General features: G+C 52.5%; 12 protein-coding genes, 1 tRNA gene and 1 other RNA gene. 6 read left to right on the forward strand and 8 right to left on the reverse strand.

The genetic code is table 11. The features are described from left to right. Positions 1-711 carry an RNA methyltransferase gene (locus B5F75_RS01105; protein ID WP_087286642.1) on the reverse strand — a complete coding sequence of 237 codons (711 nt, stop codon included), beginning with the start codon at positions 709-711 and terminating at the stop codon, positions 1-3. Continuing rightward, a complete protein-coding gene (lpdA, locus tag B5F75_RS01110; RefSeq protein WP_087286645.1) occupies positions 708-2,078 on the reverse strand; it encodes a dihydrolipoyl dehydrogenase in 1,371 nt (456 codons plus the stop codon). The genes B5F75_RS01105 and lpdA overlap by 4 nt, the downstream gene beginning before the upstream one ends. Before the next feature lie 78 nt (positions 2,079-2,156). Between lpdA and radC the strand changes: the two genes are divergently transcribed. Together radC and B5F75_RS01120 are read left to right on the forward strand one after the other, a co-directional pair. After that, entirely contained in the window at positions 2,157-2,846 is a 690-nt protein-coding gene (gene radC / locus B5F75_RS01115) for a RadC family protein (protein WP_087286648.1), read from the forward strand. Continuing rightward, a complete protein-coding gene (locus tag B5F75_RS01120) occupies positions 2,843-4,132 on the forward strand; it encodes an L-cysteine desulfidase family protein (RefSeq protein WP_087286651.1) in 1,290 nt (429 codons plus the stop codon). Before radC ends, B5F75_RS01120 begins: the two co-directional genes overlap by 4 nt. A gap of 44 nt (positions 4,133-4,176) precedes the next feature. On the opposite strand, the gene B5F75_RS01125 is transcribed toward B5F75_RS01120, so the two are convergent. The 3 genes from B5F75_RS01125 to B5F75_RS01135 all read right to left on the reverse strand — a co-directional run bounded on the left by B5F75_RS01125 (position 4,177) and on the right by B5F75_RS01135 (position 11,866). Continuing rightward, positions 4,177-4,908 carry a ComF family protein gene (locus B5F75_RS01125; RefSeq protein ID WP_087286654.1) on the reverse strand — a complete coding sequence of 244 codons (732 nt, stop codon included), beginning with the start codon at positions 4,906-4,908 and terminating at the stop codon, positions 4,177-4,179. 4 nt (positions 4,909-4,912) lie between these two features. Next, the gene (locus B5F75_RS01130) at positions 4,913-10,567 is read right to left on the reverse strand and encodes a hypothetical protein (RefSeq protein WP_087286657.1); all 5,655 of its coding nucleotides are present in this window, start codon (positions 10,565-10,567) and stop codon (positions 4,913-4,915) included. 126 nt (positions 10,568-10,693) lie between these two features. Then, positions 10,694-11,866 carry a trypsin-like peptidase domain-containing protein gene (locus B5F75_RS01135; RefSeq protein ID WP_087286660.1) on the reverse strand — a complete coding sequence of 391 codons (1,173 nt, stop codon included), beginning with the start codon at positions 11,864-11,866 and terminating at the stop codon, positions 10,694-10,696. 125 nt (positions 11,867-11,991) lie between these two features. Between B5F75_RS01135 and B5F75_RS01140 the strand changes: the two genes are divergently transcribed. Together B5F75_RS01140 and B5F75_RS01145 are read left to right on the forward strand one after the other, a co-directional pair. Further along, positions 11,992-13,086, forward strand: a complete 1,095-nt coding sequence (locus B5F75_RS01140; protein WP_087286663.1) for an LptF/LptG family permease — start codon at positions 11,992-11,994, stop codon at positions 13,084-13,086. Between the two features lies 1 nt (position 13,087). After that, positions 13,088-14,173 (forward strand): LptF/LptG family permease, encoded by a 1,086-nt coding sequence (locus tag B5F75_RS01145; RefSeq protein ID WP_087286666.1) that lies wholly within the window; start codon positions 13,088-13,090, stop codon positions 14,171-14,173. A 64-nt stretch (positions 14,174-14,237) separates the two neighbouring features. Here the strand turns inward: B5F75_RS01145 and B5F75_RS01150 are convergent, their stop codons facing one another. From B5F75_RS01150 to ssrA, 3 genes are all read right to left on the reverse strand, one after another. Continuing rightward, positions 14,238-14,597, reverse strand: a complete 360-nt coding sequence (locus B5F75_RS01150) for a response regulator (protein WP_087286669.1) — start codon at positions 14,595-14,597, stop codon at positions 14,238-14,240. Positions 14,598-14,606: 9 nt separating this feature from the next. Then, the gene (locus tag B5F75_RS01155) at positions 14,607-16,016 is read right to left on the reverse strand and encodes a phosphoglucomutase/phosphomannomutase family protein (protein ID WP_087286671.1); all 1,410 of its coding nucleotides are present in this window, start codon (positions 16,014-16,016) and stop codon (positions 14,607-14,609) included. 124 nt (positions 16,017-16,140) lie between these two features. Beyond that, positions 16,141-16,487, reverse strand: a transfer-messenger RNA (tmRNA) gene (gene ssrA, locus B5F75_RS01160). 94 nt (positions 16,488-16,581) lie between these two features. Between ssrA and B5F75_RS01165 the strand changes: the two genes are divergently transcribed. Continuing rightward, the gene (locus B5F75_RS01165; RefSeq protein WP_087286674.1) at positions 16,582-16,992 is read left to right on the forward strand and encodes an NYN domain-containing protein; all 411 of its coding nucleotides are present in this window, start codon (positions 16,582-16,584) and stop codon (positions 16,990-16,992) included. Positions 16,993-17,052: 60 nt separating this feature from the next. Further along, a tRNA-Leu gene (locus B5F75_RS01170) sits at positions 17,053-17,135 on the forward strand. Position 17,136: the final 1 nt, after the last annotated feature.

Genomic DNA, 17,136 nt, shown 5'->3' on the forward strand with positions numbered 1-17,136 from the left:
TTACGGCAGTTTTTCGGCTAATTTTTCGGCCCATTTTTTAAGAAAAAACAACTGCTCGCGCGAAAGCCCCTGTTTGGCTAACATGTGCCGCAAAAGCGCTTTGCGCTGGGCGGAGGAAAAATCGGTTTTAAATTGGGCCTTTTCAAACAAACGATCCGCCGCCGAGATAAAAATTTCTTTTTGCGCGTCCGTCGGCAGCTGCGGGCCGGCGCCGGGCGTGCGCAGGGCGGCAAAATCCGGCCGGCGGGAAAGCTCGTAACAGGTTAAAATGACTGCTTGGGCCAAATTAATGGAGGGCTGTTTGGCGGCCGTCGGGATATTCAGCACGGCGTCGCACCGTTCAATGTCTTCGTTGGAAAGGCCGCTTTTTTCGTTTCCAAACACCAACGCCACCCGCTGGGCTTGCTGACGGGCCAGCCGTTCGTTTAACTGCGGCAGGGTAATAATTTCCTGGCGGATATCCCGGTTTTTTAGCGCCGTAGATGCCAGCGAAAACTGCGTGTCCGCCAGTGCCTCGTCCAACGTTTCGCACCGGGCGGCGTGCTGCAAAATGTCGCCCACGCCCACCGCACTGACGGCCTCGCGCCAGACGGGCGGATACGGATCCACTACCCGCAAATCCGACAGTCCGAAATTGCCCATCGCCCGCGCACACGCCCCGATATTGTTCGGGTCGCGCGGGCGGACGAGGACAATGCAAAAAGCGCTCATTTGGCGGCCGCCTCTCCCAAGGATTCGGCAAACGTCGGGTGGGCAAAAATTACTTCTTTAAATTGCTCCACCGTCATCTGTGCGGCCAGTGCTACGCTGAGGGTGTGCACCAGCTCCGTAGCGTTGGCTCCCGCCAGCACGCCGCCAAGCAACCGGCCGGTGTTGGCGTCGCTGATGAGTTCGTAGTAGCCTTCCGTTTGATCTTGCGCCACGGCGCGCCCGTTGGCCAATAAGAAAGCCTTGTGGGTTTTGACGGAAAATCCTTGTGCTTCGGCTTGCGCGCGCGTGAGCCCGGCCGAGGCAATTTCGGGCGTGGTATAGATGGCACGCGGCACGGCCTGATTGTGATACACGGCCGGCACCCCGCACAAGTTGCTGGCGGCCACCTCGCCCTGGCGGCTGGCGGCGTGCGCCAGCTGGAAGAGGCCGTTTACGTCTCCCACGGCATAAATATCGTCTTTTAGCTGCAGCGTCTGCGGATTTACCTGCACGCCTTTGCGCGTCCATTCCACGCCGATATTTTCCATATGAAGCGCACTTAAATCCACCGTCCGGCCGATAGCGGCCAGCACCGCCGCGCACGAAAGCGTCTGCCCGTTGGAAAGTGTCAGCGTAAACCGTTCGCCTTCGCGGCGGACGGCCGCCGCGCTCGTGCCCGTGTAGAAATGAACCCCGCGCTTGGAAAGTGCCTGAGCAAGCACGCGCGCGGCGTTTTCATCTTCCAGCGGCAGGATGCGCGGCTGCATTTCAATAACGCTTACCTCCACCCCCAGCGAGTTCATCAAATCCGCCATTTCGCACCCAATCACGCCGCCGCCCACAATGGCAAGAGTTTCGGGCAGGGCGGGAATATCAAAAATAGTGGAATTGTCGTAAATCTGGTCTTTTATTTGGTCAAACGGCGGCGGAAAAAACGCTTCCGACCCCGCGGCCAAAATAACGCCGTCGCACGAGAGGGTTTTTTCGCTTCCGTCCGGCAATGTTACCGCCACCGTATGCGCGTCCCGAAAAGAAGCCACCCCCTGCAGTACTTCCACCCCCGCTTTTTTAAGAAGGAATGCAATCCCCTGCGTCAGCTTGCGGGTAGCCGCTTTCTGGCGGGCTTGGATTTTGGGCCAGTCCCGCAGGGCAAACAGCGCTTGCGCCGCTTCGTCCGCCCCGGCGGCACACAATGAAGAAATGGTTTTTACCGTGTGGAAACGGTGCGCCGCATCCAACAAGGATTTAGAAGGAATGCACCCGCAATTTAGGCACACGCCCCCCAGCTGGCCTTTTTCCACCAGCGTTACTTTTGCCCCCAATGCGGCGGCTTTCAAAGCGGCCGGGTATCCCCCCGGGCCCCCGCCGATTACCACGATATTTTTCATATTTTCCACCTGTTTTGTATGTGTTGGTTATACCTATTGTAGCATTAAAAACAGTATAATAAAAAAACAGGAAACACTATGGCAAAAAACAGTAAGCCTTCTTATATCGGACACCGTGAACGCATCCGTGAAAAATTTGCTTCGGCCGGGTTAGACGCTTTTTTAGACCACGAAACACTGGAACTGCTGCTTACCTACGCCGTTGCCCGCAAAGACACTAAACCGATTGCCTGGGCTTTACTTAAAAAATTCGGTTCTTTATCCGCCGTGTTGGACGCCGATCCCGAACAACTGATGACGGTACCGGGCGTAGGGCCGAATACGGCCCAGTTTCTAAAATTAATCCGGGCCGTATTTAAAAAATACTCGTTTGAAGAAGTAAAAGAACGCATCACCATCCGCACCCCGCAGCAGGTGTTGGAGTATTGCAAGGCCTCGTTGGCCGGGAAAACAGAAGAATGTTTGGAAGTCATTTATCTCTCGGTGCGCAATACGGTGATGAGTACGCAGGTGGTGGCCTCGGGGCTGATTGACCGGGTGGCCGTGTCGCCGCGCAAAATTGTGGAATGCGCCCTAGCGGCAAAAGCCTCCGCCATTATTTTGGTGCACAACCACCCTTCGGGGGACGCCACCCCGTCGAAGGAAGACATCGCCCTTACGCAGGACGTCATCCGGGCGGCGGAACTGTTCGGCATTTCGGTGCACGACCATATTATCGTGGGCAAAGGCTCCCACTACAGTTTAAAAGCAAACGGAAAAATAGCATGAACATTTTAAAAGAAGTATTAAAATATCAGGTCTATCCGGCCATGGGATGTACGGAGCCGGTGTCGGTCGCGCTGTGCGCGGCCTATGCCGCCAAAGAATTGGGCGAGCCGATCGCCCGGGCGGATTTTAAGCTGGATGCCGGCACCTATAAAAACGGCATGGGGGTGCGCATCCCCAATACCGACGGGGAAAAAGGAAATCTGCTGGCGGGAGCCATGGGGATTGTGTTGGCTCAGCCGGAGCTGAACATGCAGATTTTGGGCGGAGCCGACAAACAAACCGTTGCCAAAGCCAAAGAATTGCTCCAGGCCCACCGGGTACATATGGAGGTAGCGCCCGACGTACACGGCTTTTACATTGAAGCCGAGCTGACGGGCCTTAGCGGCAAAACGGCCAAATGCATTATTGCCGGCAGCCATACGGAAGTGGTGTTTTTGGCGCAGGGGCAAAACGTAAAGATCAACCAGCTGCCGCTGGAAAACAATACCCAGCAGGCCAACGAGTTTAAAGCCTCCCTTAAAAAAGCCACCCTGAAGGAACTGCTGGACGCGGCGGACAACGCAGACGAAGAAGATTTGGCCTATATTAAAAAGGGTGTAGAAATGAATTTAAAAGCCGCCGAACTGGGGCAGGCACTGCAAAAAGTAGGGTTCTACATTAAAGAACTAGTGCGCAAAAAACTGCTTCAGATGGATTTAATTTCCTCCACCAAAATTTTAACCGCCTGCGCGGCCGACGCCCGCATGGACGGCCAAGCTGTGGCGGTTATGTCCAGCGGGGAATCGGGCAACCAGGGCGTGGTAACCATTTTGGTGCCTTGGAAAGTGGGCAAAGAAATGGAAGTGGACGAAAAAACCATTTTAAAAAGCATCGCACTTTCCCATTTGCTCAACGGATACGTAAAAGTGTTTACCGGCGAGCTGGCCCCCATTTGCGGCTGCGCCATTGCGGCCGGGGTGGGCGCTTCCGCCGCGATAGTGTATCAACAGCGCGGCAAATGCGTGCCGGCCGTTACCTTGTCCATCAACAACATCATCAGCGATATTGGCGGCATGCTCTGCGACGGGGCCAAAAGCGGCTGCGCCTTAAAAGTGGTCAGCTCCACCGACGCCGCCATCCGCGCCGCCTATATGGCCATTCACGACTACGGCATTACGGAAGTGGAAGGATTCGTCGGAAAAACGGCCGAAGAAACCATCCGCAATTTGGGCTCCATTTCCAGCATTGGCATGCGGCAGGTAGACCCGATGATTGTGGATATTATGCAGGAAAAATGCAGGCAATAAGCGCACGCCTGCCACCTTTTTATCCGGCCGCCCGGCCGGATTTTTTATTCCCGCGCAAACGTATACGCCAGCACACGGCGGGCCCCGGCCGCTTTTAAAGCGGCGGCACAGCCTTCCAGCGTGGCGCCGGTGGTGGCCACGTCGTCTATCAGCAAAACGGTTTTCCCTTTTACCCATTCGGGCCGACGGCAGGCAAAGGCGCCCGCCATATTTTGCAGTCTTCCCGCGCGGCCCAGCTTGGTTTGGCTGACGGTGTTGCGCACCCGCACAAGCGCCTTGGTTTGCACGGGCAGGCCCACCTGCGGCGCAAAAAAACGTGCCAGCAATTCGCTTTGGTTATATCCGCGCTTGCGCCCGCGGCGCGGGAAAAGCGGCACCGGCATCACCACTTCGGCCGCGGCCAGCTCGGGATACCGGGCAAAGCGTTTGGCCATCAGCCCGCCCATATACCGGGCCAAATAGTCGGCCCCGGCATATTTAAGCGCGTGCACCAACGCCCGCGAAGAGGTGTTAAACACAAAAGCCGAACGGATCACCCGGCACTTATACGCGCGTTCCTTGCTGCCGCGGCAGGCATAGCAATGCGCCCCGCCCTCTGTAAGCACCGCCCCGCAGCGGCGGCAAATATGCGGCCCGGGCGTTTTAAGCCCTTGGGCGCACGCGGCGCACAGCGGCTCCTCTCGCCTCCACGGCAGGTCGCAGCCGCAGGCAAAACAAGTGCGCGGAAAGAAAAAATGCAACAGCAGCCGCCACAGTGTCTTTAAAGTTTTTTTCATACCGTCAGAATTGCACCGTTACGTTGGCCGCCACATTGTAGGCCGTATAATCTTCGGTTTCCACATACGCGTGGTTGAGCAGTGTAAATCCGCCGCCTACGGTAAAGCGCAGGTTTTGCGAAAGTTCATAATCCAGCGAGGTGCTGAAATCAAATTTTTTGTAGTTTTCCGTTACTTCCACCGGAGAGCGTTTGTCCGTATACGAAAAAGTGGTGTTCCAAATCACGCGGTTGGTGGCGTTGTACATTTTATTGATAAACGGCAGTTTAAAACCGCGCGGGAGGTTGAAGTCCCAGCGGAGGTTCAGGCTGGGGGTAGTTTCGGTACTGCTTTCGCTGATTTGGCCCGCCACCAGCCATTTTTCGTGCGACGTGTGAAGCAGTTTGGGCGTAACGCGCATGGAGCCGATGTAAAAAGAAGTCTGGGCCGAAATATCGTTATCCTCAATGCGCTCCAAACTGGTGCCGGCGCGCAAGTCCGTCTTGTCGGAGGTTTTGCGCGTATAGTTAAGCACCGTGTCAAAATAATTAAACAGCATAAACCGCAAGTCCCCCCCGTACTGGGTGGTGTATTGTTCGTCCGTTCCCGGGGTGTTTTGCTCCACCCAGCTGTAGCGCAGTTTTAAGTTGGACGAGCTGAACCAGCGGCCGCCGTAAAAGAATTTTTCCAAGTCGGAAATGGAAAACGTCATATCCGGCAAGGTTAAGCTGGTGGAATCATACAGCGTGCCGGTTTGGTCGTTGGTTTGCAGGGTGCGGGTAAAGTTGTTAATCAGCGAAATCGTCTTTAACGGGGCGGCGGCGCCTTCCAGGTTGTACTGCGAAAGCGGACTCCAGCGCTGGGTAGAGGTGAACGTGTCGCGCAAGGTTAAGCTCTTGCGATAGCCGTATTCCCCCACGTCTTTTAAGGAACTGCGGATCCACAAATCTTTGCGGGAGTCGTAGTCGCTGTCCACGTCGTACCAGGAGTCCGCGTCCTGGATGCGGTAGCTGGAGGAAATGACAAACGTGTTAAAGAGCTTGCTGTTGGGCAGGATTTCATTTCCGTTTAGCGTCAGCGAGATACCGCCGTCTGCGTTGCGGTTGATGGTTTTTACTTCTCCCACCCCCACGGTTACCTGCTGCCCGGCGGCGTTAAGCGTTTTGGCCGTCAGGTTGTTGCTTTCCACGGTACTGATGTTGTAGCTGACGGACGGCGCCAGCCATTTGGTGATTTTCCACGTGCTGTTAAAACCGGTGTTCTGGCTCATGGCTTTGGGATAGCTGATGTTTTGGGCGGACGTTTCCTGATAGGTAGTGCGGTCTTCCTTGCTTTTGCTTAAACTGTAACTGGGGGTAAAGTTAAAATTATTCGTCGGCTGGTACGTTACCTTCATGTTCATTTTTTGGGTGTTTTCGTCGGTATTGTAGTAATTGTCGGACTCCAAATGCCGCGTCCGGTCATAATTAATGGACGAGTCGGTAATGTGGTACCCGGCCGTAATGTTTTTAAACGTGCCGGCCGAATGCGTCAGCGTGGCGCCGTAGGTGCGGGCGTCGTCCTTGCGTTTCATCGCGTCGTATTCCACCTGATCGGTGGTGTATTCCAAGCCGATTTGAGGGAAGTTATCTTTCTTAAAGTCGCCGCGCACGACCGCGCTTTGCCGGTCTACCTTGCCTTTATCCAACAGGCTGATGGTGTTGTAATCCGTCGTGTCCGTTACCAAGGGGGTTACGGTGCTGGAACGGGTTAAATTGGCCTGCATGGGAAATTCTTTAATTTTATCCACTTTCAAAAAGTATTCTTCCTGCGTGACTTCCTGATTTTTGGACACGGCAAGCGGCGTTTCAAAATTGCTGTCCTGATACTTATACTTGGCCCCCGCACTGCCCCAGCCGTCCAGGTTTACCACCACATCTCCCTTATAGGCCGTGCCTTCCAGCGTAATGGATTCGGCCAAGTGAATTACATTCAGCCACACTTCGCCCTGGCTGCCCAGTGCGCTTACCTGATCCAGCACCGCCGTGTACGATTTGCCGTTTTCCAGCGTAACGGCATAAGAGCCGTCCGCCTGCGTGGAAACGGTTTGCACCGTCCCCGCGGAAACCGTAAAATTGGCATCGCCGTACAGCGCCAGCCCCGGCTGCAAAATGCCGCGGGCAAAAAGGGTTTGCGTGTTATCCTGCTGCGTAAACGTGTACGTATAGCGGCTTTCGGGCTGCACGCCCGTAAACATCAAGCTGACTTCTCTAAAGTTAAGCAATCCGCCCGGCCCCCGGTGGTGCACGACACGCACATTGTAGGAGGGATCCGATATATTTTCAAACGAGTCGGGCACGCCGTCCATATCCGTATCCACCATCCGCAGGGAAATAAGACGCCAGCCGCGGAAATCGGTCGGCACGATGATTTTGTCAAAATTGTTTTCCGTACCCACTTTTAAAAAGAACTCCGTGCCGGGCTGGTTTAACGGGCGGGCGCCGCCCTGCTCCATGGCGCCGTGCAGCAAAAAGCGGAATTCCCGGTGCTGGGTAAAATCCATACTGGAGAAGTTGCGGTTGGCGTAGCGTTCGCCCGCCGGATTGTTTTCCGTGCTGTCGTCCCGCACGGGGGAAAGGCCGATGGTATTAAATTTAATGTTCAGGGCCTGATCCAAGGCGTTGGCAGAGCCGGTGGCCTGTTTATAGTTATTAACCGAGCCGTACAAATAATTAAATACCGTCAGCCCGTCGCCAGTGGTATCGGCAAAGATCGGCTCGTAGTTGGTGTCGTCCACATTGTTGATGCCCGCCACGGAGAAAACATCCGGATCGGTTTCGTTTTGGGCGTTCCACGCCGTGCCGGACAAAGACACGTTGGCAATTTTAATTTGCCCTTTTAATTTGCCGGCGCGTTTCATTTCGTCGGTTAATTTAAGCGTAATACGCAGGTGGCGCACGGCCGTCCATTGTTCCTTTTCTTCCGTAGACAATAAAAGCGGCATCGTGTAGGTCGTCCACGCGGTGTTGGATGCCGTATTGTTCACCATTCCGTCAATAGACGCCCCCGCAAAACCGAAGTTGCCCTGGGCGGGCATACTTTCGGCGTCATAGGCGCCGTTGCCGTTTAAATCCTGCGTATCAATGCGCCCGTTGGGCTGGGATTCGGGGTTGTAGACGTTGTTTACAAACGGATTATAGCGTTCTTCCGTCCCGTCCGGGTTGGTAAACAGCCAGCCGATATCTTCATTCGGCGCCAGGGTGTTGCGGCAGTAAATGTCTTCGGTCTTGGGAACGTTAGTGCCGCATTGGGTATCCATTCCGTTGGAAGAATCGGAGTATTCGGAAATATTACCGAAAGCAAAGTTGACCTGCGGGCCGTTTTCTTCGCCCAGCATCGTCAGTTCAAAAGAGGTTTTGCTGGACAAATCCATCCCGCTTTGGCTCAGCGGATAGACGATGGAAACCTCGTCGCGCCCTTCCTCGTTTAAAAACGGCTGCCCGGTTGTTTGGTCAATGGTGGTGGCCGGAAGGGTGAAATCGTAATTTAACACCAGCACTTGCTGTTTGTCGTTATAATTGGCGATGGAGTGCGGGTTGATTTCCAGCGAAGGCAAATCCTGCGTGTCCCAATGGATAGAGTTTAAGAAAGCGGGTTTGCCGCTGGGGTTGGAAGCAAAAATCCAGTCCCTGAAAATGCGCGAACCGGCCACTTGTTCGGTGGCTTCGTTCATGCTGTCCACCATGGCGTAGCCAAACAGGTTTTGATTTTTTTTGCTTTTGGCCACTTCCGCGCTGAAATCCACCGACAGCGGCTCTGCCAGCCGAATGTCTTTGCCGTTAATATCCGCCCCGTAAACGAGCAAATCCTTGGAATAATTGCCCACCTGCGGAACGGTGTTGGGTTTTTCGCCGCTTTCTTTAAGCATGGTGGCGCCCATGATGATTTTGTCAAACAGTTTATAATCCAGCCGCCCGCCCATCACCGAGTTGTTGGAACTGGAGCCGGTGGTGGTATCGTAGGTAATGTCTATGACGGAATTTTCGGTAATTTCATCCCCTTTATAAAAAGTGATAAAGCCGGAGGTATAGTCAATATAATAATCGTTGTTGCGCGTGAGGGTGCGGCCGTTTAATTTGACGGTTTCGGATTCAATCACGATGCCCGACTCGATAAAGTAGGTTTTTACGGTGGATTCGTACTGAATTTTAAACGTCAGGTTTTTAGAGGACGTCGGCGTGGCGCCGTAGAGCCCGGTGTCGTTAATGCGGTAGGCCAGGTCAAAAATACCGCTGTCAAAATCCACGTCAATATACGTGGGATAGGTATAATAGGGGCTGGTAAGCGCCTGGCCGTTGGCGTCTTGCAATTGCAAAATAAAATTGCCTTTTCCGTTGTCCTGCGTAATTTTTTGCGCGCCGATATTGTAATACGTTTTCAGCTCCAGTTTGTTGGCGGTCTCGGTTACCATGGCGGGGCCGGTTTCAATGGATTTGTCGTTGGCGGTTTTAATCAGTTTAATGGTGCCGGTTTTCCCCAAGACATTGCTTAACTGGTTGCCGCGGGTGTCGCGGTAATCCACGGCGATAACGCTCTCCGCCGTAACCGTGCGTTTAAACGTAATGATGCCGCTTGCATAATCCACCGTATAGTCCACGCCGCGCGTTAAAAGCTGCCACTTGGCGGGATATTCCGTACTGCCCAAAGCGTCGGTGGCAATGCGGTCTATCGGCACGTAATCGGAGGAGGTGGAAGAATCGTTGCTGTAGTAATAAATTTCTTCCGTGCCGGGCGAGATGCTGCCCATCACGGTGCGCCACTCATCATACGCGGTGCGGTCTACCGGGTAGCGGATGCTGCCGCCGTCGTCAATATACGGGCGGACGTTGCCGCCGAACGTCAAATCGTAATACGTGCGGCGCAGATAGGAAGTGTCCGCCAGCGAAATAATTTCCGACACGCTGCTGCCGATAAATTGCTTTTGTTTGCTGGAACCTTTGGTTTGCGAGCCGATTAAATACAAATTGGCGTTTTTGTGCTGCAAGTGCATTTTGGCGCCGAACAGTTGCTTTTGATAGGCGATAAACTCCGTTTCCGGCAGGGACAAATTAATATCCCCGAATTCAGCCAGCTGCACCAGTTCCCCCGGTTTGCCGCGGTAAGCCACGGAAATGGTTTTTTCCTCTTCGCGCTGGTCGTCGTAGTCGATATCCACAAACACGCGCTCCAAAATTTTACCCTGCATTTTAAGCTGCATTTCCTGCTGCATTTCAAACGTGCTGGTGTTGCGTTTATTGATGTCGTTATTGGAGTCTTTTTTGTATTTCTGCGCCGCCATTTGGAACCCCAGCACATAGCGCCCGGTTAAAGCGATGCTGGTGCCGTAAAGCGGCAGGGAAAGAGTGGGATTTAAAAGCGTCAAGTCCGGAATCGGCTCCGGCTCGTTGTCCAGCTTATACGAGCCCTCCACCGAAGTAACCGCCTGGCGCCAAAACTCGTTGGTAAATTTAAGCAGCTGGGCGTCGTCCGGCGGGTCTTGAATCGTAAGGGCCTCTTCTTCTTTTTCGGCTTGGTCTTCGGCAAAAATATCGTATTGATCGCGGTCTACCAGGGTGTACGGCAGCGATTCGGCGCCGGCCGGAGGGGCGGCGACGAATTGCAAAATAAGCAGCAGGGCCACAGGCAGCCGCAGTATTTTCATAAGAAGGAAAAATACCTCATTATTTCATTCTATAATATTTACCCTTTCTCTACCGTCTGTATTTGTTTCCTGTTTTGCCCATCAAAAAGCCCCCTCTCGGGGGGCTTTCTTAAAAACGAATTTTTATTAAGAAATACCGACGGAAACCGTCCGATCCACAAACCGATGTTTTACGATTTCAAATTCCAAAAAATCGCCATGCTGCACGTCGGGAAACAACCACTCCGCATGTTCCGGGTCAAACCGGCCGTTATATTTGGGCAGATATACTTTGTGCAGCAGCGTGCCGCCTTGGTCAAAGTGATACACCCAGCCGATCGTTTCTTCCGCTTGGATTTGCAGCACGTCCCGGCCATACACCTTATACGTAAGCGGCGCCGGCAGTTTGCCTTGTTCGTAGCTTTCCAACAGCCACTCCAGCGCTTGGCGGGCATTGACCGCAAACACCTGCCCTTGCTCCGGGTCATGGCCGCTGTAAATACCGGCCACTTGCCCTTGCGCATTTAAAACGGGACTGCCGCACAAACCGTTAAATTCTTCCGATACGTCCGGGCTGTCCATCACCATTTTAATTCCTTGCGCCAGCGTTACTTTTAACTCATCTATTCGTGCAAATCCTTCGCAGGCATACGGGCTGCCCCACACCACCAGTTCGCTGCCTTTCTCCGGCAAAGAGGGGGCTATCGTTAGCGGCCGCACATACGCTTGGGCCTCTTGCGGCAAAGCGATGATGGCTGCGTCCGGCGCATTAATGCCGAACGAGCCCGCCGCATTGACAATTAACCCGTTATACACAACCGGGGCCCCTTTTTCCGGATACGTCCGCACCGCCACGGTATTTCCTTTCCGCCCCACCACATGATACGATACCACCGCATACAATCGCCCCGAACGCGACTGTACCACAAATCCGCTTCCCATCAGGTCTCCACTGGCTCTGCCCACCACTTCCACTAACGAGGCGCGGATATGCTTTTCGGTCTGGGCCAAAGAAGTTGTTTCGGCAGGAGCCTGCAGGCCGCCGAGGGTTTGGCGGGCAATCGTCCGCTGCAGTGGGCTGAAATCAGCCACCTCCTGTTCGTTTCGGACGGGCGGTTTAACGACGGCGGTTTTGGCCGTTTGAAAAGCGCTTTGCGCCGCCAAAGAAGCCGGGGGAATATAGCGAAGATTAAGCAGGATATTTTTTTCTATTTTGGCGGGAGCCAGCCCGCCGCGCAGGAAATTCTTAGCCGGAAGTTTCTGGGCTGCTGCAAAGGGGACTGTCAGCAAGCAAGATAATACGAAAAGAAACGCTCTCATATCTATATTATATCCGCTGCATCCGGCGGCCGCCAGAGCCAAAAGGCCTATAAAAGCGCTGGGTCTTGCCTCTCTTCAGAGATTTCTCCTGCGGGCGGGTTTGATATTTTGTTAGAATAATATATATGCGCGTCAGCATTTTTACCAAATACATTGCAAAAAGTCTCCTTACGTTTTTTATAGGCGTATTGGGAGTGCTGACGTTTGTTATTTTTATGAACCAGTTCATCCGTATCCTGGATATGGCCATGACGTACGGCACCAGTTTCGGGTGGATTGTATCTTCTCTTCTTAACGTGCTGCCCAATGTGTTTTGCTTAAGCGCGCCGATGGCCTTTCAGATTGCCATTTTGCTGACGCTGACCAATATGAGCGAACACGGCGAACTTATTGCCTTGCGCGCGGCGGGATTTTCGTTTAAAGAGATTATCCGGCCGCTTTTTATTTGCGCCCTGGGGCTGACGGTGGTAATGTTTGTCATGCAAAATTGGCTGACTCCGCGCAGCTACAAACGCCTCTTAGACCGCCGCAGCGAAGCCCGCAGTAAAATTACCAAAGTAAATTTGGAACCCAAAACATTCTTAAATTTAGGCGAATGGGATTTGTATTTGGAAAGCTTGGACAAAGACACGGATGTCGCCCGGCAAATTCATCTGATTAAAAAAGAAGATAACGGCGCCCTGAGCACCAAAGTAAACGCTTCTTCCGGCAAAGTGATTTTAACCCATACGGCCATCGGCCTGCAGCTCAAAGACGGGCAAATGCAGCGCCTGGACGACAAAGATCCTTCCTCTTTTATCGCCGCCAATTTTGACGAATACATTATGAGCATTTCCCTCTTAAAGGCCCAATACCGCCGTTTGCGCGTAGGGGAAATGTCCACCACCAAACTGCTTAGACGCATGCGCCAAATGCCTTTAGATCCCGAAACCATCAACGAATACCGCACCGAAATCAGCATGCGCAACGTACTCGCTTTCTCCCCGATTGTATTGCTGTTTGTCAGCTGTCCGATCGGATTCTCCTTCGGCAAAAGAACCAATAAGGGCTGGGGAATGCTCTTTAGCGTGATTATCATTTTTACGTTCTATTTATTAATGACGCTGGGCCTTTCTTTAGGGAAAAAATACGGATGGATTGCCTACCCCGGCCCGTGGCTGCCGATTATAGCCGGCATTTTTGCGGCCCGTTACCTATGGAAAAAGAGGTTAAACATTTAATATGCGGATTTATTTCTATATCGCCCGAAAATTCTGGGGGCCCTTTTTCTTTGCCCTAGGCGTATTTACGGCATTGGTGGTACTGGGCGACACCTTTGAAAAAATGAAAAACCTGGGCAACGGCGTAACCACAATGATGGATCTGCTTTCTTATTCGCTGGTTACGTTTCCCAATTGGCTGGCCACCATTATGCCCGTTGCCTGCCTGCTGGGGGCCATTTCCGTCATTTCCGAAATGGTGGCCAACGGCGAATGGACGGCCTGTGTGGCCAGCGGCTTTGCCCCGCGCCAGTTGTTTAAACCCGTTATCCTGTGTATTTTAGGGGTCGTGTTGGCGACTATGGTGCTGCAGGAATTTGTCATTCCCCCCTTAAACGCCAAGTCGGAGCGTATTTACAATACCCGCATCAACCCCTCGGAAGACCCCTTTAACCCCGATGCCGAACGTGATGTTATTTTAAAAATTTCCCCCAACCAGATGTTATTTGCCAAAGAGGTAAACCTGAAAGAGGGCACCATGAAACGCGTTTCGCTGGACACCTACGACTCCGGCTGGAACATTGCCAACCAAATTGTAGCCGATCAGATGCTATGGAACCCGGACACCAAAAGCTGGCTGTTTTCCAAGGGCATTCAGCGCGTTTTTATAGATTCCATGGACACCACGGAAGAATCGTTTGAAACGGCGGATTCGCCCGTCAATTTAAATCCTTCCGAAATGGCCATAGACCGCACGGACAACAAGCTCCTCAGCATCCGCGAGCTCTACAAACGCATTCACTTCTTTAAAAAAAGCGGTCTTTCTTCCTATGCGGCGCAAACGATGCTCCAGTCCAAACTGGCCACGCCGTTTGTTACGCTTATTATGTGCCTGCTCGGCATGCCGTTTGCCATCAGCGTCCGGCGCAAAAGCAAAATTCTAAACATTATTGCTTCGCTTGTGATTGCTTTTACGTTTTGGTGGCTGATTACGATGTTTACATCCATCGGAGAAAACGGCTACATCAACCCTTATCTGGCCGGTTGGGGCCCCGTACTGGTATTTGCGGTAGTCGTATTTTTTGAATTTAAATGGCTTAAGCTCTAAAATAACTTCACCCAAACAAAAAAGCCGCCTGCGTTTGCAGGCGGCTTTTTTACGCAAAACGGTTTCAGCGCGAAACCCGCTGAATGGCCGACAACAGCTCATCGGTGTCAAACGGTTTGTACAGCACGCCGTCTGCCCCCAGCCGCTGGGCCTCTTCCAGAATTGTGTCCTGCCGCAGCCCCGTTACAATCAGCACTTTTACCTGCGGCATATGCTTTTTGAGTTTGGCCAAAATGTCCAATCCGTTTTCCGTCGGGAAGAAAATATCCAGCAAAATCAGTTCCACGCCGCTGTTTTCAATCTTTGAAAACAATTCGGCGGATCCTCCCGCTTCAAAAACAACTTTAAATCCGGACGATTCCAACACGTTCTTAATGGCCGAACGCAAAATCACCGAATCATCCACCAACGCTATTTTTAACATGCATTCCTCTTATTTTTGGTAAGGAGCCAGTATTTTTTCTCCGAAATTCAACAACGCCTGCGTATCTTTTTTGGTCGCGCTTTCGGCGTAAATGCGCAAAAGCGGTTCGGTGCCCGAGGGGCGCAACAGCAGCCATTCGTCGTTATCAAAAACAATCTTCAGCCCGTCCGACGTCAACGTTTCGGCAATGCGGCGGCCGTTGATTTTTTTGGGAAGTTTTTTGCGCAGTTTCTCGGACAAGGCCGCTTTGTCTACCGGTTTGGAAATCGGCAAATCCCGGCGCATATAAACCGAAGCCCCGTATTCCTGCACCACATCCGCGCACAGCTGGCTGGCTTTTTTGCCCGTGGCGGCCATAATGCCCAAAAACGCCAAGGCTACCGTGAGTCCGTCTCGGTCGGGCAAATTGCCTTTCCAGGCAAACCCGCCGGATTCTTCCACGCCAAAGGCGACATCATCCAAACTCATCCGCTCGGCTACATTTTTAAAGCCCACGCCCACTTCTTCAAACAGCATTTCATACTTGCGGGCAATGCGCTTGAGCAAATAGCCCATGGAGACCGTCTGCACGATTTTGCCTTTTAATTTTTTGTATTTCACCAAATAATTGCACAGCACGGCCGCAATCATACACGGGGTTAAATAGGTTCCTTTTTCGTCTATTAATGCCACCCGGTCGCCGTCTCCGTCAAAGGCAATGCCCAGCGCGGCTTTTTTCTCGGTTACCGTTTTCTTTAGAACGGACAAATTCTTCTCCACCGGTTCCGGCTGCTCTCCCTCAAACGTGGGTTCTCTGTCCGCACGCAAGGCGATCACTTGTTTGGGCGAGAGGAATTTTTCCAAATAGCCGGCCGCCGCCCCGTGCATATAATCAATCACCACTTTGGATTTAAACGTTTTTAATTTTTTGGTGTTGGCATGTGCGGCCACATATTTAAAATAAAGGTCGGAACAATCTTTCTGTTCCGCTTTCTGCCCGTATAAGAACAAAACGGAATTTTGATCCAAGTACTCTTCAATTTCTTTCGTAACGCGAGACGAGGCCGACCCGCCCGCCAGCTTGATTTTAATGCCGTTATAATGGGGCGGATTGTGGCTGGCTGTTACCATCACGCTCATCCAGAATTTGCTTAAGCTTAAACACGCCGCCACCGGCGTAGAAATGGGGCAGGACGAGAGCGTAACGTCTATTTTATTGGAACGGAAAATGCTGGCAATGTCGGCGGCGAACAAGTCCGACATAAAGCGGCGGTCGTAACCCACAAAAATCTTAGGCTGTTTGCCGTTTTCGCCCACCGGAGCGTTTTCGTTGATATAGTCGGCCAGAGCCTGCGCCAAGCGGCGTACGTTTTCAAAGGTAAAATCCCAAGCGATAATGCCTCTCCACCCGTCGGTACCGAACTTAATCTCAGCTGCCATACATTCTCCCGTTTTTATGTTGGTAAATTCTTTTGTGCACAATTTCCGTTCCTTCTTTATAACAAAATTTCCGGCCCGTTTATTTCAGGCGGACTCCCCTCGCCGGCAATCCGCCCGCTAAAACCAGTGGAGGTGGGGGGATTCGCACCCCCGTCCGAACATCTTCTCCAACCGGGCGCTACAAGTTTAGCTTCGCTTTTGTAACCGCCGGCTAAGCGCGAAGCGGCACGCCTGCGGTTTGGTTCGTGGGTCTTAGGCAAAGCCGGACGAACCGCGCCCGCTTTGCCGCATTCCATATAATAACCGTGATCCCTTAGCGTATGGAAGACACCAAAGGCACGGTGGGACTAAGCGTTAGCCCAAGCGACTTGATTGTCGTTAGTTATTTTTTTGGCCCTATTTTAGCCGGCCTGGCCAACCGGCACTTGCTCCCGGGCGGCAACAGATACCCGTCGAATCTATTACACCCCCGTTACATACGGAAATTGTCAAAGAGCTCTTCCTGTAAAAGAGTATTATATTGTATCATTTCTTATAACAATTTTGCGCAGTAAAGACAATATATATGTACGTAACTACCAAACCCACCATTTATTTGATTGACGGACTGAACTTGGTGCGCAGTTTTTTGTATGAATTTGCCCGGACGGAAGAAGAAGTAACGGCGGATTTCCTTGATTTTTTAAGTGAAATTTCGCAAGACGAGCACTACGCCATGCATCAGTACGAGGTAATTTTTGACGGTTCCTTCCGCCCCGTAGGCCCGCTGTACCGCGGCGGGGTGCATATTTCTTTTTCCGAGGAAGACTCCGCCGACCAGATCATCTACGAACGCGCCGCCTATTTAAGCCAAAGCGGCAGCCGCGTGATTGCCGTGACGGACGACCGCCAGCTGCAGCAGGCGCTAAAAGAGCTGGGCGTAAAAACATTTTTCTGCCGTAAATTTTACAACAGTTTAAAAACATTTGAAAAATAGTTTCCTTCCCATAAAAAAAGTGCAAAGGGCCGTTTTTTTTGTTAAAATAGTGATATAAGAGGGCTGGTGGCGGAATGGCAGACGCGACAGACTTAAAATCTGTTGACCGCAAGGTCGTGGGGGTTCAAGTCCCCCCCTGCCCAC

Origin of the sequence: Elusimicrobium sp. An273 (assembly GCF_002159705.1) — a bacterium.
GTDB lineage: Bacteria > Elusimicrobiota > Elusimicrobia > Elusimicrobiales > Elusimicrobiaceae > Avelusimicrobium > Avelusimicrobium gallicola.

Coding starts and splice junctions, on each gene's coding strand:
- B5F75_RS01105 (WP_087286642.1), bottom strand. CDS start 711: ATGAGCGCTTTTTGCATTGTCCTCGTCCGCCCGCGCGACCCGAACAAT.
- lpdA (WP_087286645.1), bottom strand. CDS start 2,078: ATGAAAAATATCGTGGTAATCGGCGGGGGCCCGGGGGGATACCCGGCC.
- radC (WP_087286648.1), top strand. CDS start 2,157: ATGGCAAAAAACAGTAAGCCTTCTTATATCGGACACCGTGAACGCATC.
- B5F75_RS01120 (WP_087286651.1), top strand. CDS start 2,843: ATGAACATTTTAAAAGAAGTATTAAAATATCAGGTCTATCCGGCCATG.
- B5F75_RS01125 (WP_087286654.1), bottom strand. CDS start 4,908: ATGAAAAAAACTTTAAAGACACTGTGGCGGCTGCTGTTGCATTTTTTC.
- B5F75_RS01130 (WP_087286657.1), bottom strand. CDS start 10,567: ATGAAAATACTGCGGCTGCCTGTGGCCCTGCTGCTTATTTTGCAATTC.
- B5F75_RS01135 (WP_087286660.1), bottom strand. CDS start 11,866: ATGAGAGCGTTTCTTTTCGTATTATCTTGCTTGCTGACAGTCCCCTTT.
- B5F75_RS01140 (WP_087286663.1), top strand. CDS start 11,992: ATGCGCGTCAGCATTTTTACCAAATACATTGCAAAAAGTCTCCTTACG.
- B5F75_RS01145 (WP_087286666.1), top strand. CDS start 13,088: ATGCGGATTTATTTCTATATCGCCCGAAAATTCTGGGGGCCCTTTTTC.
- B5F75_RS01150 (WP_087286669.1), bottom strand. CDS start 14,597: ATGTTAAAAATAGCGTTGGTGGATGATTCGGTGATTTTGCGTTCGGCC.
- B5F75_RS01155 (WP_087286671.1), bottom strand. CDS start 16,016: ATGGCAGCTGAGATTAAGTTCGGTACCGACGGGTGGAGAGGCATTATC.
- B5F75_RS01165 (WP_087286674.1), top strand. CDS start 16,582: ATGTACGTAACTACCAAACCCACCATTTATTTGATTGACGGACTGAAC.